Origin of the sequence: Brevundimonas sp., assembly GCF_003248455.1 — a bacterium.
Taxonomy (GTDB): domain Bacteria; phylum Pseudomonadota; class Alphaproteobacteria; order Caulobacterales; family Caulobacteraceae; genus Brevundimonas.
On sequence record NZ_QFNM01000025.1, the window covers coordinates 60,667 to 83,443 of the forward strand.

The 22,777-nt window shown below is 67.1% G+C and carries 24 protein-coding genes; 4 read left to right on the forward strand and 20 right to left on the reverse strand.

The genetic code is table 11. The annotated features are described in order from the left end of the window. Positions 1 to 24 precede the first annotated feature (24 nt). The 9 genes from DI624_RS10845 to lipA form a co-directional block, all read right to left on the reverse strand. The gene (locus tag DI624_RS10845) at positions 25 to 324 is read right to left on the reverse strand and encodes a septum formation initiator family protein (RefSeq protein WP_291538346.1); all 300 of its coding nucleotides are present in this window, start codon (positions 322 to 324) and stop codon (positions 25 to 27) included. A 138-nt stretch (positions 325 to 462) separates the two neighbouring features. After that, the gene (gene eno, locus DI624_RS10850; protein ID WP_291538247.1) at positions 463 to 1,740 is read right to left on the reverse strand and encodes a phosphopyruvate hydratase; all 1,278 of its coding nucleotides are present in this window, start codon (positions 1,738 to 1,740) and stop codon (positions 463 to 465) included. Between the two features lie 88 nt (positions 1,741 to 1,828). Next, a complete protein-coding gene (locus DI624_RS10855; protein ID WP_291538250.1) occupies positions 1,829 to 2,461 on the reverse strand; it encodes a hypothetical protein in 633 nt (210 codons plus the stop codon). 126 nt (positions 2,462 to 2,587) lie between these two features. Beyond that, the gene (rpmF, locus tag DI624_RS10860) at positions 2,588 to 2,770 is read right to left on the reverse strand and encodes a 50S ribosomal protein L32 (protein ID WP_026108365.1); all 183 of its coding nucleotides are present in this window, start codon (positions 2,768 to 2,770) and stop codon (positions 2,588 to 2,590) included. A gap of 154 nt (positions 2,771 to 2,924) precedes the next feature. After that, a complete protein-coding gene (locus tag DI624_RS10865; protein WP_291538261.1) occupies positions 2,925 to 3,476 on the reverse strand; it encodes a sugar O-acetyltransferase in 552 nt (183 codons plus the stop codon). After that, complete coding sequence (locus tag DI624_RS10870) at positions 3,473 to 4,594, reverse strand: NAD(P)/FAD-dependent oxidoreductase (RefSeq protein WP_291538264.1); 1,122 nt, start codon at positions 4,592 to 4,594, stop codon at positions 3,473 to 3,475. Before DI624_RS10870 ends, DI624_RS10865 begins: the two co-directional genes overlap by 4 nt. Then, positions 4,588 to 4,824: a hypothetical protein gene (locus DI624_RS10875; protein WP_291538267.1), complete on the reverse strand. Its 237-nt coding sequence runs from the start codon at positions 4,822 to 4,824 to the stop codon at positions 4,588 to 4,590. Before DI624_RS10875 ends, DI624_RS10870 begins: the two co-directional genes overlap by 7 nt. Positions 4,825 to 4,929: 105 nt before the next feature. Then, the gene (locus DI624_RS10880) at positions 4,930 to 5,376 is read right to left on the reverse strand and encodes a type II toxin-antitoxin system RatA family toxin (RefSeq protein WP_291538269.1); all 447 of its coding nucleotides are present in this window, start codon (positions 5,374 to 5,376) and stop codon (positions 4,930 to 4,932) included. Between the two features lie 7 nt (positions 5,377 to 5,383). Continuing rightward, entirely contained in the window at positions 5,384 to 6,346 is a 963-nt protein-coding gene (gene lipA / locus DI624_RS10885) for a lipoyl synthase (protein ID WP_367142119.1), read from the reverse strand. A 170-nt stretch (positions 6,347 to 6,516) separates the two neighbouring features. On the opposite strand from lipA, the gene DI624_RS10890 reads away from it, so the two are divergent. Beyond that, complete coding sequence (locus DI624_RS10890; RefSeq protein WP_291538271.1) at positions 6,517 to 8,070, forward strand: AMP-binding protein; 1,554 nt, start codon at positions 6,517 to 6,519, stop codon at positions 8,068 to 8,070. 18 nt (positions 8,071 to 8,088) lie between these two features. On the opposite strand, the gene ygiD is transcribed toward DI624_RS10890, so the two are convergent. The 4 genes from ygiD to DI624_RS10910 are packed head-to-tail and all read right to left on the reverse strand — an operon-like array spanning position 8,089 to position 10,848. Next, positions 8,089 to 8,847: a 4,5-DOPA dioxygenase extradiol gene (ygiD, locus tag DI624_RS10895; protein WP_291538274.1), complete on the reverse strand. Its 759-nt coding sequence runs from the start codon at positions 8,845 to 8,847 to the stop codon at positions 8,089 to 8,091. A 4-nt stretch (positions 8,848 to 8,851) separates the two neighbouring features. Further along, on the reverse strand, positions 8,852 to 9,454 hold the full coding sequence (gene wrbA, locus DI624_RS10900; protein ID WP_291538277.1) for an NAD(P)H:quinone oxidoreductase: 603 nt from the start codon (positions 9,452 to 9,454) through the stop codon (positions 8,852 to 8,854). 54 nt (positions 9,455 to 9,508) lie between these two features. Further along, positions 9,509 to 10,012 (reverse strand): hypothetical protein, encoded by a 504-nt coding sequence (locus DI624_RS10905; RefSeq protein WP_291538279.1) that lies wholly within the window; start codon positions 10,010 to 10,012, stop codon positions 9,509 to 9,511. Next, positions 9,988 to 10,848: a D-alanyl-D-alanine carboxypeptidase family protein gene (locus tag DI624_RS10910; RefSeq protein ID WP_291538281.1), complete on the reverse strand. Its 861-nt coding sequence runs from the start codon at positions 10,846 to 10,848 to the stop codon at positions 9,988 to 9,990. Before DI624_RS10910 ends, DI624_RS10905 begins: the two co-directional genes overlap by 25 nt. Before the next feature lie 109 nt (positions 10,849 to 10,957). On the opposite strand from DI624_RS10910, the gene DI624_RS10915 reads away from it, so the two are divergent. Genes DI624_RS10915 through DI624_RS10925 form a run of 3 tightly spaced genes read left to right on the forward strand, consistent with a single transcriptional unit; the run spans position 10,958 to position 13,805 of the window. Then, entirely contained in the window at positions 10,958 to 12,331 is a 1,374-nt protein-coding gene (locus DI624_RS10915) for an MFS transporter (protein ID WP_291538283.1), read from the forward strand. Beyond that, the gene (mazG, locus tag DI624_RS10920; RefSeq protein WP_291538285.1) at positions 12,328 to 13,137 is read left to right on the forward strand and encodes a nucleoside triphosphate pyrophosphohydrolase; all 810 of its coding nucleotides are present in this window, start codon (positions 12,328 to 12,330) and stop codon (positions 13,135 to 13,137) included. Before DI624_RS10915 ends, mazG begins: the two co-directional genes overlap by 4 nt. Then, positions 13,134 to 13,805, forward strand: coding sequence for an HAD-IA family hydrolase (locus DI624_RS10925; RefSeq protein ID WP_291538287.1), 672 nt, complete (start codon positions 13,134 to 13,136; stop codon positions 13,803 to 13,805). Before mazG ends, DI624_RS10925 begins: the two co-directional genes overlap by 4 nt. 10 nt (positions 13,806 to 13,815) lie before the next feature. Here the strand turns inward: DI624_RS10925 and DI624_RS10930 are convergent, their stop codons facing one another. The 7 genes from DI624_RS10930 to dusB all read right to left on the reverse strand — a co-directional run bounded on the left by DI624_RS10930 (position 13,816) and on the right by dusB (position 22,721). Then, a complete protein-coding gene (locus DI624_RS10930; protein ID WP_291538290.1) occupies positions 13,816 to 15,453 on the reverse strand; it encodes a Na+/H+ antiporter in 1,638 nt (545 codons plus the stop codon). Positions 15,454 to 15,458: 5 nt separating this feature from the next. After that, positions 15,459 to 16,772: a GTPase HflX gene (hflX, locus tag DI624_RS10935; protein ID WP_291538292.1), complete on the reverse strand. Its 1,314-nt coding sequence runs from the start codon at positions 16,770 to 16,772 to the stop codon at positions 15,459 to 15,461. Further along, positions 16,773 to 17,018: an RNA chaperone Hfq gene (gene hfq, locus DI624_RS10940; protein WP_201216158.1), complete on the reverse strand. Its 246-nt coding sequence runs from the start codon at positions 17,016 to 17,018 to the stop codon at positions 16,773 to 16,775. A 104-nt stretch (positions 17,019 to 17,122) separates the two neighbouring features. Beyond that, positions 17,123 to 17,983, reverse strand: coding sequence for a D-amino-acid transaminase (locus DI624_RS10945; protein WP_291538296.1), 861 nt, complete (start codon positions 17,981 to 17,983; stop codon positions 17,123 to 17,125). Next, positions 17,983 to 19,389: a sigma-54 dependent transcriptional regulator gene (locus tag DI624_RS10950; protein ID WP_291538299.1), complete on the reverse strand. Its 1,407-nt coding sequence runs from the start codon at positions 19,387 to 19,389 to the stop codon at positions 17,983 to 17,985. Before DI624_RS10950 ends, DI624_RS10945 begins: the two co-directional genes overlap by 1 nt. Before the next feature lie 9 nt (positions 19,390 to 19,398). After that, positions 19,399 to 21,669, reverse strand: coding sequence for a PAS domain-containing sensor histidine kinase (locus DI624_RS10955; protein ID WP_291538301.1), 2,271 nt, complete (start codon positions 21,667 to 21,669; stop codon positions 19,399 to 19,401). Further along, on the reverse strand, positions 21,666 to 22,721 hold the full coding sequence (dusB, locus tag DI624_RS10960; RefSeq protein ID WP_291538303.1) for a tRNA dihydrouridine synthase DusB: 1,056 nt from the start codon (positions 22,719 to 22,721) through the stop codon (positions 21,666 to 21,668). The genes DI624_RS10955 and dusB overlap by 4 nt, the downstream gene beginning before the upstream one ends. Positions 22,722 to 22,777 lie beyond the last annotated feature (56 nt).

Sequence of the window (22,777 nt, forward strand, 5' to 3'; positions counted from 1 at the left end):
AACAATAGTTCAAGTGGCGCGTGTTCAGCTCTGCTCAGTCGGGGCCGAGGCGCGGATCACATAGTCGCGCGGATCGGAGAAGCCCAATACAGCGCGCGCGCGCTCCTCGAGCAGGTCGCGCGACAGACTGTCGCTCCGAAGATAACGCACCCGGGTCTCCAGATCACGGCGCTGCTCGGTAAGCTGGGCGAGCTGGTCCTCGCGCTGTCCCAGAAGCGCATCGCGCGAGGCGCCGCTCAACAGGCCCCGTTCGCCCGTCAAGGCCTGCACGCCAAGATAGGCGAGCAACAGCAGCAGAACGCAGGACACGCGGTAAGACTTCATCCGTTCGGGCACTTAGAACGCTCCTTCTGAGCGCGAAAACACAGTTCAGGAACCGTGCCCGAAAATGCCTAACGAAATGTAGCTTGACCGTAAGAATATCGGCGGAGAACGCTGATTCTCCGCCGAGAATTCCATCGCCTATTTCAGCAGCATGCCATCGCCGAAATAGACGCCCTGGTCGCCCAGCATCTCTTCGATTCGCAGCAGTTGGTTGTACTTCGCCACCCGATCCGATCGGGCCAGAGAGCCGGTCTTGATCTGACCGCAGTTGGTGGCCACGGCCAGGTCGGCGATGGTGGCGTCCTCGGTTTCGCCCGAACGGTGGCTCATGACGGCCGTATAGCCGGCGCGCTGGGCCATATCGACCGCATCCAGCGTCTCCGACAGGGTGCCGATCTGATTGACCTTGATCAGGATGGAGTTGGCCAGCCCCTCGCCGATGCCGGCCGCCAGACGCGCGGGATTGGTCACGAACAGGTCGTCGCCGACCAGTTGCACCCGGTCGCCCAGACGTTCGGTCAGCAGGCGCCAGCCGTCGAAATCGTCCTCCGCCATGCCGTCTTCGATCGAGACGATGGGGAAACGTTCGCACAGATCCACCAGATAGGCGGCCATCCCGTCGGCGTCGACGGTCTTGCCCTCGCCGGCCATGACGTATTTGCCGTCCTTGAAGAACTCGGTCGAGGCTACGTCCAGGCCCAGGTGGAAGTCTTCGCCCGCCAGATAGCCGGCCGCCTGCCCCGCCTTGGTGATGAAGCTCAACGCCTCCTCGGCAGAGGCCAGGTTCGGGGCGAAGCCGCCCTCGTCGCCGACGTTGGTGTTGTGGCCGGCGTCCTTCAGCTGCTTTTTCAGGGCGTGGAAGATCTCCGTTCCCATGCGCAGGGCGTCGCTGAAGGTCTCGGCTCCGGTCGGCAGGATCATGAACTCCTGGATATCGATCGGATTGTCGGCATGGGCGCCGCCATTGATGATGTTCATCATCGGGGTCGGCAGGACGCGAGCCGAGACGCCGCCGATGTAGCGATACAGCGGCAGACCCGACGAGATGGCGCTGGCCTTGGCGGCCGCCAGCGACACGCCCAGGATGGCGTTGGCGCCCAGGCGCCCCTTGTTGGGCGTGCCGTCCAGTTCGATCATCGCCTCGTCGATCCGGCGCTGGTCCTCGGCGTCCATGCCGGACAGGGCGTCGAAGATTTCGCCGTTGACGGCGTCCACCGCCTTTTGAACGCCCTTGCCCCCCCAGACATCCTTGTCGCCGTCGCGCAGTTCGACGGCTTCGTGCGCGCCCGTCGATGCGCCGGACGGAACCGCGGCGCGGCCGAACGAGCCGTCGTCCAGGATCACGTCCACTTCGACCGTCGGATTGCCACGGCTGTCGAGAATCTGGCGGGCGACGATGTCGGCGATGTCGGTCATGGCTCGGCTCTTTGGCTCAAGGCGGAAATGAAGTCAGACGGGTTTAGCCGCCCGTCCGCCAAAGGCCAATGCCGCCGTGATCGCGATGTCAGGAACACCCTTCGACCAGTTGGATCGACGGATCGCCCGCATGGATCATGCCGACCTTGCCGTCCGCGCCGATCTCATAGCGGACGCCGCGCGCCGACGGGTCGGCGACATAGGCGGTCGAACCACCGCGCGCCCAGGCGAACAGATCCTCGGCCGGGGCGTCCTGATATTTGTGCGGCTGGGAAAAGACGGCGCCGCCATACGCCTGTTTGATCGCCAAGGCCGTGTCGCCCAGGCCGAAGCCACGGTCGGTCTTGACGCCGGCGTCGCGCGCCAGGGTGATTCGCGTCAGTCGGCCGTTCTGGATCATGACGCTGACGCCCTTCGGCGCGCGGGCGGGGTGGAAGATGTCGCACGCCTCAGGCTCTGCGCCTCCCACTGCGCCTGGGTTCGCGTCATCGCCCCAGGCCGCGATCAGATCGGCCTTGCTCATCCCGATCCGCGCCGGCCCCAGGCCGTCGGCCGTCAGGGTGTCGGCGGCCGCTGGTGCGGCGACGGGGGCCGAAGGTGCAGGCGACGCCGTCGAATCCAGGGCGGGAGGCGAGGCATCGGCAGCCTGCCGGTCGTCGCGCCCACAGGCGGCGAGCAAAAGCATGCAGACGCCGATGGCGGCGGCGGGGCGAATCATCATGCGGCGATCTCCGATCTAAAGCTCGACGCGCTGAACGCACGAAAACGGCGCGCGGATCACCGCGCGCCGTTGAAATCGCCATTCGGCCCGTCGTTGTCGAACGCGGGCGAAACGTCCTAAAAAGACCTAGTCTTCCTTGGGCGTGATGACCTGGCGACCGCGATAGGTGCCGGTCTTCAGGTCGATGTGGTGCGGGCGCTTCAGCTCGCCGGTGTCCTTGTCCTCGACATAAACGTTCGAGGTCAGGGCGTCGTGGGCGCGGCGCATGTTGCGACGCGAGGGAGATACTTTGCGCTTCGGAACGGCCATGTCCGTCTCAATCTTCTAAGTCGGGCGCCGCCCAGAGCCGAAGCCTGTCTGGCGCGAAAACGATAGCGGCGGCCCCCAACCCTTCTTTAGAAGGATGCCGAGCCGCCACGCGAGGCGCGGCTTATGCATGAACCGCGCGACGATTTCAAGGCGTTTAAGCAGCCGCCAAACGACGGACGATCTTCGCCGGATTGCCGACGACGACAACGTCCGACGGCACGTCCTTGGTCACGACCGAACCCGCCCCGATCACCGACCGGTCTCCGATGGTGACGCCGGCCAGAACGATGGCGCCGCCGCCGATCCATACGTCGTCGCCGATGACGATGGAGCGCGCCGTTTCCTTGCCGCGACGCGCCACCGCGTCCAGCGGATGCTCCGGCGTCAGGAGCTGCACCCCAGGCCCGGCCTGGAAGTTGTCGCCGATGCGAATCTCGGCGCAGTCCAGGAACACGCAGTTGGCGTTGGCGAAGGCGCGCGCGCCCAAATGGATGTTGACGCCATAGTCGCAGAAGAAACCCGGCATGATGATCGCCTTGCCGTCAGTCGCGCTCACCAACCGATTGACCAGGGCGCTGCGACGGTCGCGATCCGGCTCGGCGTTGATGGCGACCGTCAGGCCCACTGCTCGGGCTCGACCGTCTCGCAGGTCGGGATCGCCAGGATCATAGGGCAGGCCCGCCAGCATCTTCTCGCGTTCGGTCATTCCGTCTCCGTCAAAGCCGCCGCCACCGCCTCGCCGATAGCCAGCGAACCGGTCAGGCCGGGGCTCTCGATCCCGAACAAGGCCATCAGGCCGTCTAGGCCGTGATGCTCGCGCCCATGCAGTTGAAAGTCGGGCTGGGGCTCGCCCGGCCCATGCAGCTTGGGCCGGATGCCGGCGTAGTCGGGCGTCAGGGCGCCGTCGGGCAGGCCTGGCCAGAAACGACGGATATATCGCGCGAACTCGTCCGCCTTGGCCGGATCGACCGAATAATCCTCGGTTTCGACATAGGCCAGGTCGGGGCCGAACACCCCCTGCCCGCCCAGGTCCTTGCGATAATGGGTGCCTAAGGCGCCGGGGATAGGCGGAGGATAGATCAGCCGGTCGAACGGCGCGCGTCCGATCAGACGGAAATAGACGCCCTTGCCGAAATGGCCGGTGGGGATGTCTTGGGGCGGATAGCCCTCGATCTGACCCGCGACCGCCTGCGCCGACAACCCGGGCGCCGTGGCCAGGAGGCGGCTGGTGACGGTCATCGCCCCCTCGCCCCCGACGCGGATGGAAAACCCGCCGCCCGACAGCGGCGCGGCGCCCTCGAACGGCGCCGACACGACGACCGAGCCGCCCGCGTCCTCGATCTCGCCTCGCAGGGCCAGCATATAGCCGTGGCTGTCGAACAGGCCGCTCTCGGGCGACAGGATGGCGGCGTGGGCGTTCAGTTCGGGCTCCAGCGCCCGCGCCTGGGCGCCGGTCAGATGCTCCAGCCCCTCCACGCCGTTCGCCGTCGCCTGTTCGAAGATGCCCTCGATCCGCTCGACCTCGGCCGTTTCGGTGGCCACGACCAGCTTGCCGCACTTCCAATGGTCGATCTTGCGGCTGGCCAGGAAATCATAGAGCGCGCGCCGACCCGCGACGCAGAACTGCGCCTTCAACGATCCGGTCGGGTAATAGAGGCCGCCATGAATGACCTCGGAGTTGCGCGACGACACGCCCTGGCCGATGTGGCCTTCCTTCTCCAGCACCAGCACCGTCAGGCCCCGTTTCGACAACGCCCGCCCGCAGGCCAGGCCCACGGCCCCGGCGCCCACGACGGTCGCATCGAAGTCGAAGTCTTTCAGCAAAACACAGCCATTTTTGTACTCACGAACAGCGACAGCGGCCACAAGGGTAGGACCGCAAAGCCCCACCATGCGCGTGGCTCATCGCGAACAATGAACGCTCGCCAGCCGTTTATAAGCACGCCGATGATAGCGATCGGCAAGGTCAATGCGCTCATGATGAAGAGATGGGCTGGCCAACCAGCGCATGAGTCTCCCGCCATTCCCGACATTGCCGCAAACAGCAACAGCATCGGAGAGGCCAAGACGAATGCGCCCGTCGATAGAATGAGAGCCGTGAGCAAAATCCAACTGCGACGCTTGTACAGTATAGGCTTTTGCTCCGACATCATGCGCTCTCAGCGAAAGCGCCTAGCGGCTTCGCTTTCAAAGCAGCCTATCAGCTTTTCCACCGCCCTGTCGAAGTTGGCCGACAGCATCAGGTCCAGCATCCGCGACTTGAAGGCGAAGTCGATCATGAACTCCAGCCGCGTCCCCTCGGGATGGGGAAAGAACTCCCAACGGTTCTTCAGGTGCTTGAACGGCCCGCGCAACAGGCCGACCTCGACCTTCGGCGCATTGCGGTCATGCCGGACCCAGGTGGAGAACCGCTCCTTCAGGAAGGAAAAGCCCACGCTGGCCTCCGCATCCTGCAAGCCGACGCCCTCGCTTTCCGCCCGCTCGTTCCAGACGCGCATCGACGTGACCCACGGCACGAAGTCGGGATAGGCGCGCACGTCCGCCACAAGATCGGCAAGCTGTTCGGGCGCATAGGGCAGTATGCGCGTGACGCGATGGACGGCCATCCCTGGCTCAGCGGCGCAGTTGCGCCTCGCGCGCCGCCCTCAGCCGGGCGAAGTCGTCGCCGGCGTGGTGCGACGAGCGCGTCAGCGGCGAGGACGACACCATCAGGAAGCCCTTGGCGCGGGCGATCGCCTTATAGGCCTTGAACTCCTCCGGGGTGACGAAACGGTCGATGGCGGCGTGTTTGCGCGTCGGCTGCAGGTACTGGCCGATGGTGATGAAGTCGACGCCGGCGGACCGCATGTCGTCCATCACCTGCATGACCTCTTCCTTGGTCTCGCCCAGACCGACCATGATGCCGGACTTGGTGAACTGGTTCGGATCGCGCTCCTTGACCATCTGCAGCAGCCGCAGGCTGTGGAAGTAGCGCGCGCCCGGCCGGATCTTCAGATACAGGCGCGGCACGGTCTCCAGGTTGTGATTGAAGACGTCGGGCTTGGCGTCGATCATCACGGCGGCCGCCCCGTCTTTTCGCAGGAAGTCGGGCGTCAGGATCTCGATGGTGGTGTTCGGCGCCTGGATGCGGATCTGGCGCACCACCTCGGCAAAGTGGGCCGCGCCGCCGTCCGCCACATCGTCGCGGTCGACCGAGGTGATGACGACGTGGTTCAGGCCCATCTGCTGGACGGCCAGGCCCACCTTGCCCGGCTCTTCCGGATCCAGCGGCTGGGGCAGGCCCGTCTTGACGTTGCAGAAGGCGCAGGCCCGCGTGCAGGTGTCGCCCATGATCATCAGGGTCGCGTGCTTCTGGCTCCAGCACTCGCCGATGTTCGGGCAGGCCGCCTCTTCGCAGACCGTCACCAGCCCCTTGGAGCGCACGATGTCCTTGGTGGCGTTGTACTGGCCCGATCCCGGCGCCTTGACCCGCAGCCAGTCGGGCTTTTTCAGCACGACGGATTCCGGCCGGTTCTGCTTTTCCGGGTGACGCAGCTCCGACGGCTTGCGCTGCAGGGTGTCGATCAGAGTGACCATGGTCGGTATTTCGGCCTTCCGCGCCCGGAAGGCAAGGCACGGCCGGTTACAGAGCGCGACCGAACGGAACTCACGCGGCGTTACGCATCTTTTCAAGATGACCCGGCGTCATTAATGACAGTCGCCCGAACAACAGAGAGGGCTTCCCACGCCCTCCATAGGAGACGCGCTTGCGCCAGGCCCTGGATCCGTCGCTGTACGAAGAAACCCTGATCGACGCCCTTATCGAGGCGCGGGCGCGGTTCGGCGACAAGGAGATCCTGGAGGACCAGGATCGTCACCCGCTGACCTACACCGGCCTGATCCGCGCCGCCTTCGTGCTGGGCCGCAAGATCGCGCAGATGACGGACATGGGCGAGCGGGTGGCCATCCTTCTGCCGTCGTCGATGGGGGTGGTCGTCACCTTCTTCGGTCTGCACGCCCACGGCCGCGTGCCGGTGATGCTGAACTTCACCGCCGGCGAGACCAATCTGAAGGCCGCCATCCAGGCGTCCGGCGTCAAGAAGGTGCTGACGGCCAAACGGTTCGTCGATCAGGCCAAGCTGGACGATCTGATCGTCGAACTGAAGACCGTCGCCGACATCGTCTGGCTGGACGACGTGCGCAAGACCATCGGCCTGCCCGACAAACTCTATGGCCTGGCCGCCGGGGCCGCGCCCAAGCGGTTCCGCGTCAAGACGGACCCGGATGCGCCGGGCGTGGTCCTGTTCACCTCGGGCAGTTTCGGAACCCCCAAGGGCGTCGTGCTCAGCCAGCAGAACCTGGTCGCCAATGCGCGCCAGGTGGCGGCCCACATCGACCTCGATCCGTCCTGGGTGATGTTCAACCCGCTGCCGACCTTCCACTGTTTCGGCCTGACCGGCGGCGTGATCCTGCCGCTGCTTCAGGGGTTGAAGGCGTTCGAATATCCGTCGCCGCTGCACGCCAAACAGATCACCGACCTGCTGCCTCAGGTGAACGCCTCGATCCTGTTCGCGACCGACACCTTCTTGAGCCAGTACGCCCGCGTCGCCGAACCGAACGACTTCGCCACGCTGAAGTTCGCCGTCGCCGGGGCCGAGAAGGTCCGCGAGGAGACGCGCGCCCTGTTCGACGCCAAGTTCGGCGGGGTCAAATTGCTGGAGGGCTATGGCGCGACCGAGGCCTCGCCGATCATCGCGGTCAACCATCCCAACCGCAATGCGCCGGGCACGGTGGGCCAGATGCTGCCCGGCATCGACTGGAAGCTGGAGCCGGTCGAGGGGATCGAGGGCGGCGGCCGTCTGTTCCTGAAGGGGCCGAACGTCATGAGCGGCTATGTCACCGCCGCCGAACCCTTGACCTGGGACGCCGTGGGCGACGGCTGGCTGGACACCGGCGACATCGTGGACGTGGACGCCGAAGGCTATGTCACCATCAAGGGTCGGGCCAAGCGGTTCGCCAAGATCGGCGGCGAAATGGTGTCCCTGACCGCCGTGGAAGGCATCGCCGGCGCCGTCTGGCCCGAACGGCGGCACGCGGTGGTGTCGATTCCCGACAGCCGCAAGGGCGAGAAGCTGGTGCTCGTCACCGACCACGCCTCGGCCGAGGTCGCGCCCCTGGCGGAATGGGCCCGCACCAACGGCGCGCCCGAACTGGTCATCCCCAAGAAGATCGTCAAGGTCGCCGAAGTGCCGGTCCTGGGCACCGGCAAGACCGACTATGTCGCGATCCAGAAGATGGTCGAGGCGGAAAAGGCGGCCTGACCGGCTCCCTCGGCGCGCTCAGCCGATACGAACGCCGGTCATCGAGATCGAGCCGCCGTCGATGCTGTCGTTGAAGAAGCTGACAGGCTCGCCCGGCTGCTGCTGCGCGGCGACATAGAGCACCGGCAGATAATGTTCGTCTGTCGGCACGCTCAGTTGCGCGTCCTCGGCCAGATCGACCCAGTCGATCAGCGCCTCGTGGTCGCCGATCAGGAAGGCGTGTTTCACCGCCTCGTTGAACCCGCTCGCCCAAGCGTAGGGCTCCGCCCCGGCCTCGCGCTTCCAGGTCCGCAGATTGTGGACGAAGTCGCCCGACCCGGCGATCACGATCCCGTCGTCCCGCAAAGGCCGCAGGGTCCTGGCCAGCTCATAGTGTTGGCGCGCCGTCAGCTCGCGGTTCAGCGACAGCTGCACCACCGGCACGTCCGCCTCGGGCCAGACGTGCCGCAGCACCGACCATGTCCCGTGGTCCAGGCCCCATTGCTGGGTCATGATCGCGCCGGTCAGACCCGACACGCGGGCCGCCAGTTCCGGGGACCCGGGCGCGGAGTACTGCATTTCATGAAGTTCACGCGGGAAGTTTCCGAAATCATGGATGGTTTCGGGTTTCTCCTGCGCGGTGACGCCCAGCCCGCGCGTCTCCCAGTGGGCGGAGGCCATCACCACGCCCTTGGGCTTGCCGATGGCCTGTCCAAGGTCGCGCCAGGCGTCCGCGAAGGGGCCGCCAAGCGCGTTCATGGGCGAACCGTGACCGAAGAAGACGGCGGGCTGGCGCATCGGATCAGCCGTGCAGCTTCTTGGCCAGTTCGGCGATGTGCCGCCCCTGGAACCGGGCGCCGTCCAGTTCGATGTCGCTGGGCTGGCGCGAGCCGTCGCCGCCGGTGATGGTCGTCGCCCCATAGGGCGAGCCGCCGTGGACCGCGTCCAGCGTCATCTGCGCCTGATACGAATAGGGCAGACCGACGACCGGCATGCCGTGGTGCAGGAAGAAGTTGTGCAGACCCTGGAAGGTGGTCTCCTGACCGCCATGCTGGGTCGCGGTCGCGGTGAAGGCGCCGCCGACCTTGCCGATCAAGGCGCCGGTGAACCACAGGCCGCCGGCCTGGTCCAGGAAGGCGCGCATCTGCGACGCGGCCGACCCGAAGCGGGTGCCGGCGCCGATGATGATGGCGTCATAGTCCTTGAGATCGTCGATCTTGGCGATCGGCGCCTTCTGATCCAGCTTGTAGTGCGAGGCCTTGGCCAGGTCTTCCGGCACGGTTTCCGGCACGCGCTTGATGTCCACGATTGCGCCTTCGACCTCGCGCGCGCCTTCGGCGACGGCTTCGGCCATGGTTTCGAGGTGGCCATAGGTCGAATGATAGAGAACCAGGACTTTCGGCATCGGGGGAGGCTCCGTTGAATGACTGACGGCCGTTATTCGCAACAACGACCGTTGCTAACTTGGCGTGTCCCCATTCGCTACGCAAGTCCCCGATTCCGTTTTCGGCTCGAACGGACACAGGGCCGCGTAAAAGGCCGCCGATCCCGGCGCGGCGCGCCCGTTCTGGCGATGAAAGCGGTGTTCCATCGCCATCGCCTGCTGCTCGATGTTCAGCCCTTCCCAGCGGCAGGTCGAAACGGCTTCATAAGCATAGGACGCCGCCGTGTCGCCGGCCTTCAGCTTGGCCCAGAGCAGATTGACGCCCTGCTGGGCCTGCCAGACGTGGGTCAGTTCGTGGATCAGCACGCCCTGGGCGCGCACGGAGGCCTTGGCGAAATCCCCTACCAGATCGCGCTGCGGCCAGACGATCCAATCCCGCCCGAACCACCGTCCGGCGACAAAGGCGCGCCGAAAGGGCCAGCCGATCAGCCGGACCGTATCCAGGCGCAGCGCCGCGCCGAACGCATCACGCGCCAGCGCCGTCTCGGCCGAAGTCAGGGTGCGAATGAAGGGTCCCACGGCCGCACATACTCCCAGTGCCACGGTTCATAGACGTAGGGGACGAAACCGAACCGCCCCGCATTGGCGACCAGCCAGCGATAGGTCGGCGTCCGCGCCATGTATTCCCGGCTGGCCGGGGTGGTGGAATCCACCCCAAGGCCCGGCGCCTGTCCTACATGGAGATCGACGGCCGTCCCCGTCCTGTGCGGTGAACAGACCGCGCGCCTCAAGCCGTCGCAATTGCCCTGCTGGACGCAACGCGCCGCATCCGCCTCCGGGTCGCGAAAGCCTGAGAAAATCTGCAGCAGTTCGGGGTTGGCCGCGACCTCGCGAACCTCGGCGCGGGCGGCGGCGACCAGGCGTCGATAGGCGTCCAGCACGTCGCGCCGCAGCAGGCGGGTCAGGCGATCGGCGTGCTCCTCCTCCGCGACCAGATAACCCAGTTGGTTGATCGGCGGCGGTTCCGGGCACAGCCCCCGGACCCGCGCCATGACGAAGGGCCGCCGCTCCTGCCACAGGCCGCGAAACACCTGGAAGGTCGCGGCGTCCAACAGGCCGGTCGGGGGCAGGCCGTGCGTCTGCTGGAACCCCGCCAACTGCGAGGCGAAAATGGGTGTGCCAGGACCGCAACGCGTATGCAGATCCTGCTGGATCAGGGGCAGATAGGGCTGCCATCCCCATTCCGTCGCGCCGAAGGGCGCCCATTCCATCCCATAGGCAGCCTCGGCGTTGGCCAGACCCTGCCCGCCCCAGATGTCGGCGTTGGTGTGACAGGGCCCCGCGGCGGCCGTGGCCTGTCCCGCAAACAGCATCCCCAGGACCAGACCCAACAAGGCGAACAGGCGAACCGACATGGCTTCAACAAGCCTCAAGCCGGCCGCGAAGTCCACCATACCGCCGAAGCGCCAAAGCTGCGATGGTGCCGCAGGTCCGACTCATCCGGGCCGTTTCGGACCTTCTTTCATGACCGCCCGATCCGCGTCCGCGAGCGCGACGCCCCGCCGTTCCAATGCGGTTCTGGCCGCCTTTTCCGGGCCCTGCCTGCCGCTGGCCGCCTTCGGCGTCGCCCTGCCCGTCACCCTGCCCGAATTCTACGCCACCTTCGTCGGGCTGGAGCTGGGGGTGGTGGCGGCCGTCTTCATGGCGGTGCGTCTGATCGACATCCTGTTCGATCCGTTCATCGGCTGGGGCATGGACCGGACCCGGACCCGGTTCGGCCGCTACCGTCCGTGGATGGCCCTGTCCACGCCCATGCTGATGCTGGCCGCCTATATGATGTTCGTGGTCGTCCAGCCGGGCGCGCCGCCGGTCTATCTGTTCGGCTGGCTGCTGTTTCTCTACCTGGGCTTTTCCATCGGCACGCTGGGGCAGTTGGGCTGGGCCGCCGTGCTGGCGCCCCAGTACGATCAGCGCAGCCGCGTCTATGGCTGGTGGCAGGTGTTCAACATCATCGGCGTGGTGCTGATCCTGGTCCTGCCGACAGTGGTGGTTCAGACGGGCCTTGGAAACTACGCCGATGGGGTGAGGATCATGGGCTGGGCCATCGTGATCGCCCTGCCCCTCACCATCGGCCTGGCCATGGTCGCCGTGCCCGAGCCGGTCACGGCCGGCGGCCAGCCGCACGGCAGCCTGAGCGCCTATCTCAGCCTGTTCAGGAAGCCGGTGGTCAGGAAACTGCTGCTGTCGGATCTGTTGCTGGGCGTGGCGCCCGGCATCACCGGATCGCTGCTGTTCTTCTTCTTCGGCCAGATCCGGGGCTACGACCACACCCAGGCCGGGCTGTTCATGCTGTTCTATTTCGTCGCCGGCCTGTGCGGCGCGCCCTTCTGGGCCTGGTTTGCGACCCGCGTCGGCAAGGATCGGGGCCTGGCCGTGGCCAGCGTCGTGTCAGCCGTCCTCTATGTCGGCGCGACCCTGGTTCCGGGCGGAAACTTCGTTCTGACGGCGGTGGTCATGTTCATCGCCGGCCTGCCCTATGCGGCGGGCCTGTTCCTGACGCGCGCCATGATGGCCGACGCCGGAGACGAGGAGCGGTTCGAGACCGGCGTGGACCGCACCGGCCTGATGCTGTCCATCCTGTCGGCCACGACCAAGATCGGCCATGTCGTCGCCCTAATCCCCTATCTGATCCTGCAAGGGGTGGGTTTCCGCGCCCTGCCCGGTCCGGCGGGCAACAGCGACGCGGCCCTGTTGACGCTGCAAATTCTCTTCATCGCCGTGCCCGGCGTCCTGCTGGTCCTGGCGGGCGCGGTGCTGAAGAACTATCCGCTGACGGCGAAGCGCCACGACGAGATCCGCCTGGCCCTTGAGGCCCGCGACGCCGGGGCCAGGGCATGAGCCCCATCGACCGGCTGCTGGGCATGATGGCGCGGCTGCGCGACCCGGACGGCGGCTGCCCCTGGGACGTGGAGCAGACCTTCGCCACCATCGCCCCCTATACGATCGAGGAAGCCTATGAGGTCGCCGACGCCATCGAGCGCAACGACCTGGTCGAGCTGAAGGGCGAACTGGGCGACCTGTTGTTCCAGGTCGTCTTCCACGCCCGCATGGCCGAGGAGCAGGGGCTGTTCGCCTTCGACGACGTGGTGACGGCCATCGCCGACAAGCTGGAACGACGCCACCCCCATGTCTTCGGCGCCAATTCTTTAGGTGATGGGGCCCAGCGGTCGTCGAGGGAACAGACGGTCGACTGGGAAGCGATCAAGGCGGCCGAACGCAGGGACCGCAAGAAACCCGGCGTGCTGGACGACGTGCCCGTCGGCCTGCCCGCCCTGACCCGCGCCGCCAAACTGACCAAGCGCGCCGGGCGGGTCGGCTTCGATTGGCCTTCGACCGACGAGGTGTTCGACAAGCTGGCCGAAGAGGTCGAGGAGTTGCGCGTCGAGATCGCCGCCGGCGATCAGGCCAAGGCCCGCGAGGAGCTGGGCGACCTGCTGTTCGTCGTCGCCAACCTGGCCCGCAAGCTTGACGTTGAACCCGAAGACGCCCTGCGCGCCGCCAACGCCAAGTTCGTCCGCCGCTTCGGCTTCATCGAGGCTGAACTGGCCAAGGACGGCCGCACGCCGGACCAGTCGGACCTGGCCGAAATGGACCGCCTCTGGGACGCCGCAAAAGTGGCCGAAAAGGCCGCCCTCCGGCCTTGAGCCATCCCTGCGTGACCTACGACCTGATCATCTTCGACTACGACGGCGTCGTCGCCGACAGCGAGGTGCTGAACAGCACCGTCATGGCCGAACAGCTGACCGCCATCGGCCTGCCGACCACGCTGGACGACGTGCTGGGCGCCTACACCGGCAAACGGTGGCGCGACAATCGCGCGGCGGTCGAGGCCAGGCTGGGCCGCGCCTGCCCCGACGATTTCCACACGACCTGGTTCGCGACCTGCCGCCAGCGCGCGCCGCATCAGTTGCAGCCGGTGCCGGGAATGATCGACTTCGCCCAAACTCGGCCCGAGGCGCGTTGCATCGCCTCGTCCAGCGGACCGGACTGGATCGGCGTGGGGCTGGACCTGTTCGGCCTGACCGACCATTTCGGCGGCTCGGTCTTCACCGGCCTGGCGGTCGAGCGGGGCAAACCGCACCCCGACCTGTTCCTGCACGCCGCCCGCACGATGGGCGTCGATCCGTCCCGCGCCCTGGTCATCGAGGACAGCGAGGCGGGTGTCAGCGCGGGCGTCGCGGCCGGAATGACCGTGGTCGGCCTTTTGGCCGGCGCCCACGTCCGCGACGGCCATGCCGAACGCCTGGCTGCGCGCGGCGCCAATCATCTGGCCGCGACCTATCGCGAAGTCGCCGCCTTCATGGATCGCTGAACAGACGGGCTCAGGAGTAGCGCAATTCCTGCAGGTCCACTTCGCGGATCAGTTTCTTGGCCGTCTCCTCGTCCAGCCGACGCAACCGCGCCAGCCGCCCCAATTCCTCGCGCTCGGCCGCCAGGCCGGCCATGCGCAGTTGGCGTTCGATCCTGTCGCTCAGGCGCGCGGCCTCGGCGTCGTCCTCGTCGGTGCGGGTGCGGCTTTCGATCCGCTGGCGATACAATTCCATGATCCGGGTCGCCACGTCGGAATAGAGGTCGGGATTGGCCTTGCCTTCGGCCATGGCGTGAGAGGCGTCCTCCACGGCCCGCAGGGCGGCGGAAGCGGCGGCGACCCGGCCGCGATCCTCCTCGCGCTCGTGCGAGGGTTCGGGCGGCAGCTCTACCCCCTTCAGCAAGCGCGGCAGGGCGAAGGTGGCCACCAGCAGCGAGACGATGATGACCGCCGCCGCCAGGAAGATAGCCAGGTTGCGCGACGGCATGGGCGAGCCGTCGCCCAGCACGAACGGCAGGGTCAGGATGCCCGCCAGGGTGATCGCGCCCCGCACCCCCGCCAGGGACATCACCAGGGTCAGTCGCAACCCGACCTTCGCCGGCGGTCCGCGACGCCGCCGCCGATACAGGGTCAGTTTCAGCGAGGTCCAAACCCAGATGAACCGCAGCGCCGCCAGGGCCGCCACGATGGCCACGACATAGACGGCCAGCCACCAGATTTCAGGCCGGCTGGTGCCGCGCACCACCTCCGCCGCCCGAGACAGGATCGACGGCATCTGCTCGCCCAGGATGACGAAGATGACGCCGTTGGCGACGAATTGCACCGTGTCCCACACCACGCTGCGCCGGATGCGGGTCATGGCCATCGACTGGCCGGGAATGGCGCCGCGCTCGGTAAAGCTCATGGTGACGCCGGCGGCGACGGCGGCCAGGATGCCGGACGCCTCCAACTCTTCGGCGATCAGATAGGCGGCGAACGGGATCAGCAGGCTGACCAGAATCTGCGCCCCCACATCCTCGCCCCAGCGCCGGCTGATCAGGGTCTTGGCGTAGCTGATGGCGATGGCGCTGGCCACGCCCACGGCCACCCCGACCAGGGCCAGCCAGAGAAAGGTTCCGATGGCGGCGCCGATGGAAAAGGCGCCGGTCGTCGCCGCGATCACGGCAATCCGCATGCAGGTCAGGCCGGTCGCGTCATTCAGCAGCGATTCGCCCTCCAGGATATGCATCAGCCGCTTTGGGATCGGCGCGCGCGCCGCGATGGCCTGGACGGCGATGGGGTCGGTCGGCGACAGGATGGCCGCCAGGGCGAAGGCCACCGGCAAGGGCATTTCCGGGATCATCCACCAGATCAGGAAGCCCAGACCCAGAACGGTGAACAGCACCAGGCCCAACGCCAGCTCCAGGATCATCGCCCGGTCCCGGAACAGGTCTTCCTTGGGAATGCGCCAACCGTCCAGGAACAGCAGCGGCGGCAGGAACAGCAGGAAGAAGATGTCCGGCTCCAGATCGACCGTGGACCCGGTGATCAAAACCAGGGCCGCCCCGAGGCCGATCTGCACCAGCGGCAAGGCGATCCGGGTCATGCGCGCGATCGACCCCGACACCACGACAGCCAGAAGCAGCAGCAGTATGGTTTCGATCAAATGCATGAGACTTAGCCGGCCAGGTCGGGATACAGACGCTCGAATCGTCCGAGCGCCCCAGGATGCAGCCGCACCGTGACATGAGTACGGCCAAGCTCGTCCGTGTCGCGCGCCGTCACCCGCCCATGTTCGTACAGCCAGGCCAGCGCCTCGCCTTGGTGGGGCGCCAGCGTCAACTGCGTTTCCGGGTCGTCGTCGATCAGGCTGGCGATCGTCTGCCGCAGGGGTTCGATCCCCTCGCCCGTCCAGGCCGACACGGCCACCGCCTCGCCGTCCCTGGCCAGACGCTCGGCCTGACCCAGCACCGTCTCGCGCGCCTCGTCGTCCAGCAGGTCGATCTTGTTCCAGACCTCCAGCACCCGGCGCGTCTTGCCTTCGGGCGTCTCGATCTGTTTCAGCACCGCCTCGACGTCCTTGGCCTGGGCGTCGGTGTCGGGCGAAGCGATGTCGCGGACATGCAGGATCAGATCGGCCTCGCCGACTTCTTCCAGCGTGGCGCGGAAGCTTTCGACCAGTTCGTGCGGCAGGTCCGAAATGAAGCCGACCGTGTCCGCGACGATGGCCGGCCGACCCTGCGGCAGGCGGATGGTGCGCTGGGTGGTGTCAAGGGTGGCGAACAACAGATCCTTGGCCAAGACCTCGGATCCCGTCAGCCGATTGAACAGCGTCGACTTGCCGGCGTTGGTGTAGCCGACCAGGGCGATGGTCGGGAACGGGACCTTCTGACGCTGCTTGCGATGCAGGCCCCGCGTACGGCGCACCTCTTCCAGTTCCGCCTTCAGCCGTACGATCCGGTCGGCGATCAGGCGGCGGTCCAGTTCGATCTGGGTTTCGCCGGGGCCGCCGGTCGAGCCGGTGCCGCCGCGCTGCCTTTCGAGGTGGGTCCAGGTCCGCACCAGGCGCGATCGCTCGTAATCCAGCCGGGCCAGTTCGACCTGCAGCCGGCCTTCCTTTGTCCGCGCGCGACGGCCGAAGATTTCCAGGATCAGGCCGGTGCGGTCGATGACCTTCACCTCCCACGCCTTCTCCAGATTGCGTTGCTGCACCGGGGTCAGAGCGTCGTCGATGATGGCCACGTCGGCCTCGGCCGCGCGCATCAGAGCCGCCAGTTCCTCGACCTTTCCGGTCCCGAACAGGGTGGCGGGCGTCACCTTGCGCACACGAACGATCTCCTCGCCCCGGATGTCCAGATCAAGGGCGCGGGCCAGGCCGGACGCCTCCTCCAGCCGTTCTTCGGCCAGACGCGGCGATTCCGACCGTCCGTCGGGATGGATGACGACCGCCCGCTGAACCGGGGCGGCGTGGTCAATGAGTTTTTGGGTCAATCAATCTTCTTCGGCCTCGGGCTCGTACAACTGCACGGGCGCGGACGGCATGATGGTGGAGATGGCGTGCTTGTACACCAGCTGGGACTGGCCATCGCGGCGCAGCAGCACGCAGAAGTTGTCGAACCAGGTCACGATGCCCTGCAGCTTGACGCCGTTCACCAGGAATATGGTCAGGGGCGTCTTGGTCTTGCGGACCGAGTTGAGGAAGGTATCCTGAAGGTTCTGACGCTTGTCTTGCGACATGGCAGGTTTTTCCTGTTCTTCGTTGTTCGTCGCCGAAGGGAGCGGCGCGGGGCCGATGCGGCCGACCGCGACCTTAACCGCCACGCCCCCGCCGGAGCAACGGCCTAAATGGCGTCTCGACGCGCCTGTTCAAGATAGGCCTGCCGCAGGCGGGCGGCGATCGGGCCGGGCTTGCCGTCGCCGATACGGACGCCGTCCAGCGACACCAGCGGCATGACGAACGAACTGGCGGCGGTGACGAACACCTCGCGCGCCTGTTTGGCCTCTTCGACGGTGAAGGGGCGCTCGTCCAGTTCGACGCCCTCGGCGGCGACCAGTTTCAGGATCGCCTCGCGCGTGATCCCGCGCAGAATATTGGCCTGGGCGTCGCGCGTCCTCAGTCGACCTTCCCGATCCACGATCCAGGCGTTGGTCGACGCCCCTTCCGTGACCAGGCCCATCTCGTCATACATCAGGCATTCGTAGGCGCCGCGTTCCCGCGCCGCCTGTTTGGCCAGCACATTGGGCAGCAGGCCGACGGTCTTGATGTCGCACCGGCCCCAGCGGATGTCGGGCCGGGTCACGCCCGCCGCCCCCTTGGCCGCCATCGCCTCTCCGCGGGCCAGGTCGATCCGCTTGGCCGTCACGATGACGCTGGGCGCGACATCGGTCGGGAAGGCGTGGTCGCGCGCCGCCGCGCCGCGCGTGACCTGCAGATAGACGATGCCGTCGCGCACGCGGTTGCGCCGAACCGTTTCGCGCAGCACGACGCCCAGCGCCGCCGGCGTCATCGGGATTTCGATCTTCAATTCGTTCAGGCTGCGGTTCAGCCGCGTCATATGGCCGTCGAAGTCCGCCAGGCGTCCATCCAGCACCGACCAGACCTCGTAGACGCCGTCGGCGAACTGAAAGCCGCGATCCTCGATATGCACAACCGCCTGGCTGTGCGGGCTGTAGGCGCCGTTGACGTAGGCGACGCGCGACATCAGGCCGGATCCTCCTCTTCGCCGCCGCGCGCGGGCGAGACGCCCAACGACTTCAGCTTCCTGTGCAGGGCCGACCGCTCCATGCCGATGAAGGCGGCGGTGCGCGAGATATTGCCGCCGAACCGCATGATCTGGGCCGCGAGATATTCGCGTTCGAACACCTCGCGCGCCTCGCGCAGCGGCAGGGCGATGGTGCGCTCGCCGCCCAGGTTCGCCGCCCCGCCGTTGGAGGTGGCCACTTCCTGAGGCAGCATGTCGGCGGTGATCGTCTCGGCCGGATCGCCCGTCGCCAGGATCAGCAGCCGCTCGATATTGTTGCGAAGCTGCCGGATATTGCCCGGCCAAGGATGAACCTGAAGCACCGCCACGGCGTCCTCGCCGATGATCCGCTTGGGCAGGCCCTGCGACGCGCTGATCGTGTCGACGAAATATTCGACCAGTTCGGCGATGTCCTCGCGCCGTTCCGACAGGGCGGGCACGCGGATCGGCACCACGTTCAGGCGGTGGAACAGGTCCTCGCGGAACCGGCCCTCGGCGATTTCGGTCTTCAGGTCGCGCGAGGTCGAGGTCACGACGCGCACATCGACCTGAACGTCCTGCTCGCCGCCGACGCGACGGAACCGCTGATCCACCAGGACGCGCAGAATGCGGCTCTGGCTCTCGCGCGGCATGTCGCTGATTTCGTCCAGGTAAAGGGTGCCGTTGTGGGCGCGTTCGAACACGCCGATCTTTCGCGGCCGGCCGTCCTGCCCCTCCTCGCCGAACAGTTCCACGTCCAGCCGTTCGGGCGTCATTCCGGCGGCCGAAATGGCGACGAACTCGGCGCGGGCGCGCGGACTGCCTTCGTGAATCTGGCGCGCCACCAGTTCCTTGCCCGACCCCGCCGGGCCGGAAATCAGGACCCGGCTGTTGGCCTGGGCCACCTTGGCGATGGTGCTGCGCAGCGCCTGGGCCGCCTGCGACCGGCCGATCAGGCCAGACGGCGTCATGGTCTGGGCGCGCAGCCGTCGGTTCTCGCGCTTCAGGGTCGCGGCCTCGATGGCCCGTTCGACCACCACGACCAGCCGGTCCGACTTGAAGGGCTTTTCGATGAAGTCATAGGCGCCGCGCTTCAGCGCCGTCACCGCCGTCTCGATATTGCCGTGACCCGAAATCATCACCACCGGCAGGTCGGGATCCAGTTCCTTGACCACCTCCAGCAGTTCAAGTCCATCCAGACCGCCCCCCTGCATCCAGATGTCCAGGATCGCCAGGCTGGGCTTGCGCGCTCGAATGGCGGCCAAGGCCTCGTCGGAGTTGGCGGCCACGCGCACGGCGTGCCCCTCGTCCTCCAGAAGGCCCGAGACCAGATCGCGGATGTCGGCCTCGTCGTCGACGACCAGAATGTCGGAACCGGTTGGTCGCATCTTGCCTCGCTATTCGGCGGCGACGGTCTGGAGCCTGCGCTCCACGCCGTCCCTGGCCTTGCCGTGGGATTTCAGGGGGAAGATCATGCACACGCGCGCGCCGCGCAGCGTCAGGCCGTCGGCCAGCCTCAGCTCGCCGCCGTGGTCCTCGCAAATGCGTTTGACGATGGCCAGGCCCAGGCCCGTGCCCTTTTCGCGCGTGGTCACATAGGGTTCGGTAAGCCGGTCGCGGTCGCGCGCCGGCAGGCCCACGCCGTCGTCCTCGACCACGAAGGTCGCGTGTCCATCCTCGACTGTCAGGGAGGCGATCACGCCCGGATCGTCCGACGCCGCATCCTCTCCGGCCGCCAGCCGCCGCGCGGCGACGGATTCGCCGGCGTTCTTCAGGATGTTCAGCAATGCCTGCCCCACCATCCGCCCGTCGCTTTCCAGCACGGCCTTGGGCAGGGGTTCGACCAGATCGACCGCGATGTCGGGCGCCGCCACCCGCTGGGCGAACACCGCCTCGCGCAGCATCTCCGCCGGATTCTCCGGCGCGAAACGCGGCGCCGGCATGCGGGCGAAGGACGAGAACTCGTCCACCATCCGGCCGATATCCCCGACTTGGCGGATGATGGTGTCGGTGCAGCGGTCGAAGATCTCCACGTCCTCGCCGATCCGCGCCCGGTATTTTCGCTTCAGCCGCTCGGCCGACAGTTGGATCGGCGTTAACGGGTTCTTGATCTCGTGGGCGATCCGGCGGGCCACGTCCCGCCAGGCGGCGTTGCGCTGGGCCGTCACCAGGCGGGTGATGTCGTCGAAGGTCAGGACCATCTCGCCGCCCTGCCCGCCCTCGATGCGGACTCGCAGGCGGCGGGTGTCGCCGCCCCGGCTGACGTCGATATCCTCTTCGATATGGGCCTCGGCCCGGCGCACCAGATCGCTCAGTTCCGGCGAAAGGGCGGCCAGTTCATGGCCCAGGACCTCGGCCTCCTCGATGTGCAGCAGTTGCAGGGCGCTGTCGTTTATGGCGGACACCCGGCCCCGGCGATCCAGGCCGATCACCCCGGCGCTGACGCCCGACAGCACGGTTTCGATGAAACGGCTCCGATCCTGCGCCTCGTCGCTTGCGGCCTTCAGCGCGGTCTGCTGGGCCTGGAGGTCGCCGGTCATGCCGTTGAAGGCGTCCGACAAGGTGGCGATCTCTGCGGGCGCGCCGGCGCTGTCCACCCGTGCGGTGAAATCGCCGCCCGCCACCTGACCCGCCGCCTTCACCAGACGCCCGATCGGCGCCGAAATGCTGCTGGCCGCCGACATCCCCAGCCAAACCGCCCCCACCAGGACCAGCAGCGCCGTCTCCAGATAGCTGAGGATGAAGGCCGACTGAATTCGCGCCCGACTCTCCTGCGCCTCGCGATAGGCCTGAATCGACTGGTCCGAAGCGTTCATCCGCGCGATCAGCCCGTCCTCCAGCGGCCGCACCAGATACAGAAAGGCGTCGCCATAGGCCGGCAGGGCGATGATCGAGCGCACCGTGTCCGGGTTCTGCGTCACGTCGGTCGGCGGCTTGCCGTCCTGGGCGGCGGCTTCCAGATAGGCGCGCGGCGGGGCCAGATAGGGCGGCGCGCCAGGCTGTTCGGCGCGCGCCAGGACTTCGCCCTGGCTATTCACGATATAGATTGCGGGATAGCGGAAGATATCGCCCACCTGCGCCAGCGCGGCGTTGAACTGAATGCGATCGCCGAACAGGCCCCTGGCGCTGTCCAGCTGCTCAGAGATCGTGACCAGGTCGGCGTCCATCGATTCAGCGACGTCGCGGACGTAGGCGCGGCCGATGATGGCGCCGTTGTCGACAGAGGCCTTGACGTTCTCGCTGAACCACTGGTCCACGCCCCGGTTGACCAGGACCCCGAAGACAAGGGCGATCAGCACCGAAGGAATCAGGGCCACCATCGAGAACAAGGCGACGAACCGCAGATGCAGACGCGACCCCGCCTCCTCCGTGCTGCGCGCCAGGGTCAGCACGCGGCGTCCGACGATGAAGGCCAGGCCCGCGATCAGGACCAGATTGGCGACCAGCACGACCAAGGCGATCTCGCTGCTGGATCCGCGAGCAGAGCCGCCGCCTGCGCCGGGGGCCACCGCCACCAGCCAGATCGCCGCCGCGGTGATCGCCACCGCCAGGAAATAGGCCAGGCCGAAGCCCGTGCGCGCCCGTTCCGCATCGACCCGCCCCCAGAACGACTCATCGTCCGGCGGGCGGCCGGGCGCAGGGGTCGTCGCTGAAGGCGTATCCGTCATGCCACAGCAGTCTCCATCAGCTGTGGCGCGTTTTCAACAGCCGACTTGAGAGATCGCGGTAAATCCGATCGCCAGAGGTCCCGCATGGCCGCCTCGACGGCATGCGGCTCGTCAAGGCGGCAAATTCTTGCCTTGGCTTCGCGCCGGTGTTGCGCATCGGCCGGCCACGGCGCCTGTTCGACATACCAGCCCAGGTGTTTGCGGAACATCTTCAGCCCCAGCGGCATCCCATAGAATTCGATGGACGCCCGCAGGTGTTCTATGACGATGGCCAGCCGCGCCTCGGGGCCCGGCTCCGCCAGATCGACGCCGTCGCTCAGGGCCCGTTCTAGATGCGCCGCCAGCCAGGGCCGGCCATAGACGCCCCGCCCCAGCATCAGCCCGTCCGCCCCGGACTGCCTGAGCGCCTGTCGCGCCTGATCCGCCGAGACGATATCGCCGTTGACGATGACGGGCACCCCGACCGCCGCCTTGACCGCCCCCACCGCGCCCCAATCGGCCTGGCCGGCGTAGAATTGCTGGCGGGTGCGGCCATGAACCGCCACCGCCTTGACTCCGATCGCTTCCGCGCGCCGGGCCAGGTCCGCAGCGTTCCGGCTGTCGTCGTCCCAGCCCAATCGCATCTTGACCGTCACAGGCCGCTCGGTCGCCTTCACGACGGCCTTCATGATCCGGCACGCCAGGTCCGGCGTCCGCATCAGGGCCGATCCGGCCGCCGATCCCGTGACCTCCTTGGCCGGACAGCCGAAGTTCAGATCGACGATGTCGGCCCCCGCCTTCTCGGCCATCCGCGCGCCTTCTCCCATCTGCTCGGGATCGCGCCCGACCAGCTGGATCACCGTCAGCGGCAGGCCCGCCCCGACCGCCGCGCGTCGCACCACGTCCGGCCGGGCGCGCGCCAATTCCTTGGCCGCCACCATCTCGGTCGCGACATAGGCGGCGCCCAGTCTGGACGCCAGCACGCGAAACGGCAGGTCGGTGACGCCGGTCATCGGCGCCATCAGCACCTGGCCGGGCACGATCACGTCGCCGATCTGAAGGGTCTTGGCCATCTGCGCCTTTCGCAACATCACGCCCCCATTCGTCAAGCATGACCGCGGCCGATTGA

Excerpts from the sequence above, each read along its gene's own strand:
- wrbA (WP_291538277.1), bottom strand. The coding sequence starts at position 9,454 with ATGCCGAAAGTCCTGGTTCTCTATCATTCGACCTATGGCCACCTCGAA.
- DI624_RS10955 (WP_291538301.1), bottom strand. The coding sequence starts at position 21,669 with ATGACGGATACGCCTTCAGCGACGACCCCTGCGCCCGGCCGCCCGCCG.
- DI624_RS10915 (WP_291538283.1), top strand. The coding sequence starts at position 10,958 with ATGACCGCCCGATCCGCGTCCGCGAGCGCGACGCCCCGCCGTTCCAAT.
- lipA (WP_367142119.1), bottom strand. The coding sequence starts at position 6,346 with ATGGTCACTCTGATCGACACCCTGCAGCGCAAGCCGTCGGAGCTGCGT.
- DI624_RS10930 (WP_291538290.1), bottom strand. The coding sequence starts at position 15,453 with ATGCATTTGATCGAAACCATACTGCTGCTGCTTCTGGCTGTCGTGGTG.
- DI624_RS10855 (WP_291538250.1), bottom strand. The coding sequence starts at position 2,461 with ATGATGATTCGCCCCGCCGCCGCCATCGGCGTCTGCATGCTTTTGCTC.
- eno (WP_291538247.1), bottom strand. The coding sequence starts at position 1,740 with ATGACCGACATCGCCGACATCGTCGCCCGCCAGATTCTCGACAGCCGT.
- dusB (WP_291538303.1), bottom strand. The coding sequence starts at position 22,721 with ATGGCCAAGACCCTTCAGATCGGCGACGTGATCGTGCCCGGCCAGGTG.
- DI624_RS10950 (WP_291538299.1), bottom strand. The coding sequence starts at position 19,389 with ATGCGACCAACCGGTTCCGACATTCTGGTCGTCGACGACGAGGCCGAC.
- DI624_RS10875 (WP_291538267.1), bottom strand. The coding sequence starts at position 4,824 with ATGCTGTTGCTGTTTGCGGCAATGTCGGGAATGGCGGGAGACTCATGC.
- hfq (WP_201216158.1), bottom strand. The coding sequence starts at position 17,018 with ATGTCGCAAGACAAGCGTCAGAACCTTCAGGATACCTTCCTCAACTCG.
- DI624_RS10910 (WP_291538281.1), bottom strand. The coding sequence starts at position 10,848 with ATGTCGGTTCGCCTGTTCGCCTTGTTGGGTCTGGTCCTGGGGATGCTG.
- DI624_RS10865 (WP_291538261.1), bottom strand. The coding sequence starts at position 3,476 with ATGACCGAACGCGAGAAGATGCTGGCGGGCCTGCCCTATGATCCTGGC.
- DI624_RS10880 (WP_291538269.1), bottom strand. The coding sequence starts at position 5,376 with ATGGCCGTCCATCGCGTCACGCGCATACTGCCCTATGCGCCCGAACAG.
- DI624_RS10945 (WP_291538296.1), bottom strand. The coding sequence starts at position 17,983 with ATGTCGCGCGTCGCCTACGTCAACGGCGCCTACAGCCCGCACAGCCAG.
- ygiD (WP_291538274.1), bottom strand. The coding sequence starts at position 8,847 with ATGCGCCAGCCCGCCGTCTTCTTCGGTCACGGTTCGCCCATGAACGCG.
- DI624_RS10845 (WP_291538346.1), bottom strand. The coding sequence starts at position 324 with ATGAAGTCTTACCGCGTGTCCTGCGTTCTGCTGCTGTTGCTCGCCTAT.
- rpmF (WP_026108365.1), bottom strand. The coding sequence starts at position 2,770 with ATGGCCGTTCCGAAGCGCAAAGTATCTCCCTCGCGTCGCAACATGCGC.
- mazG (WP_291538285.1), top strand. The coding sequence starts at position 12,328 with ATGAGCCCCATCGACCGGCTGCTGGGCATGATGGCGCGGCTGCGCGAC.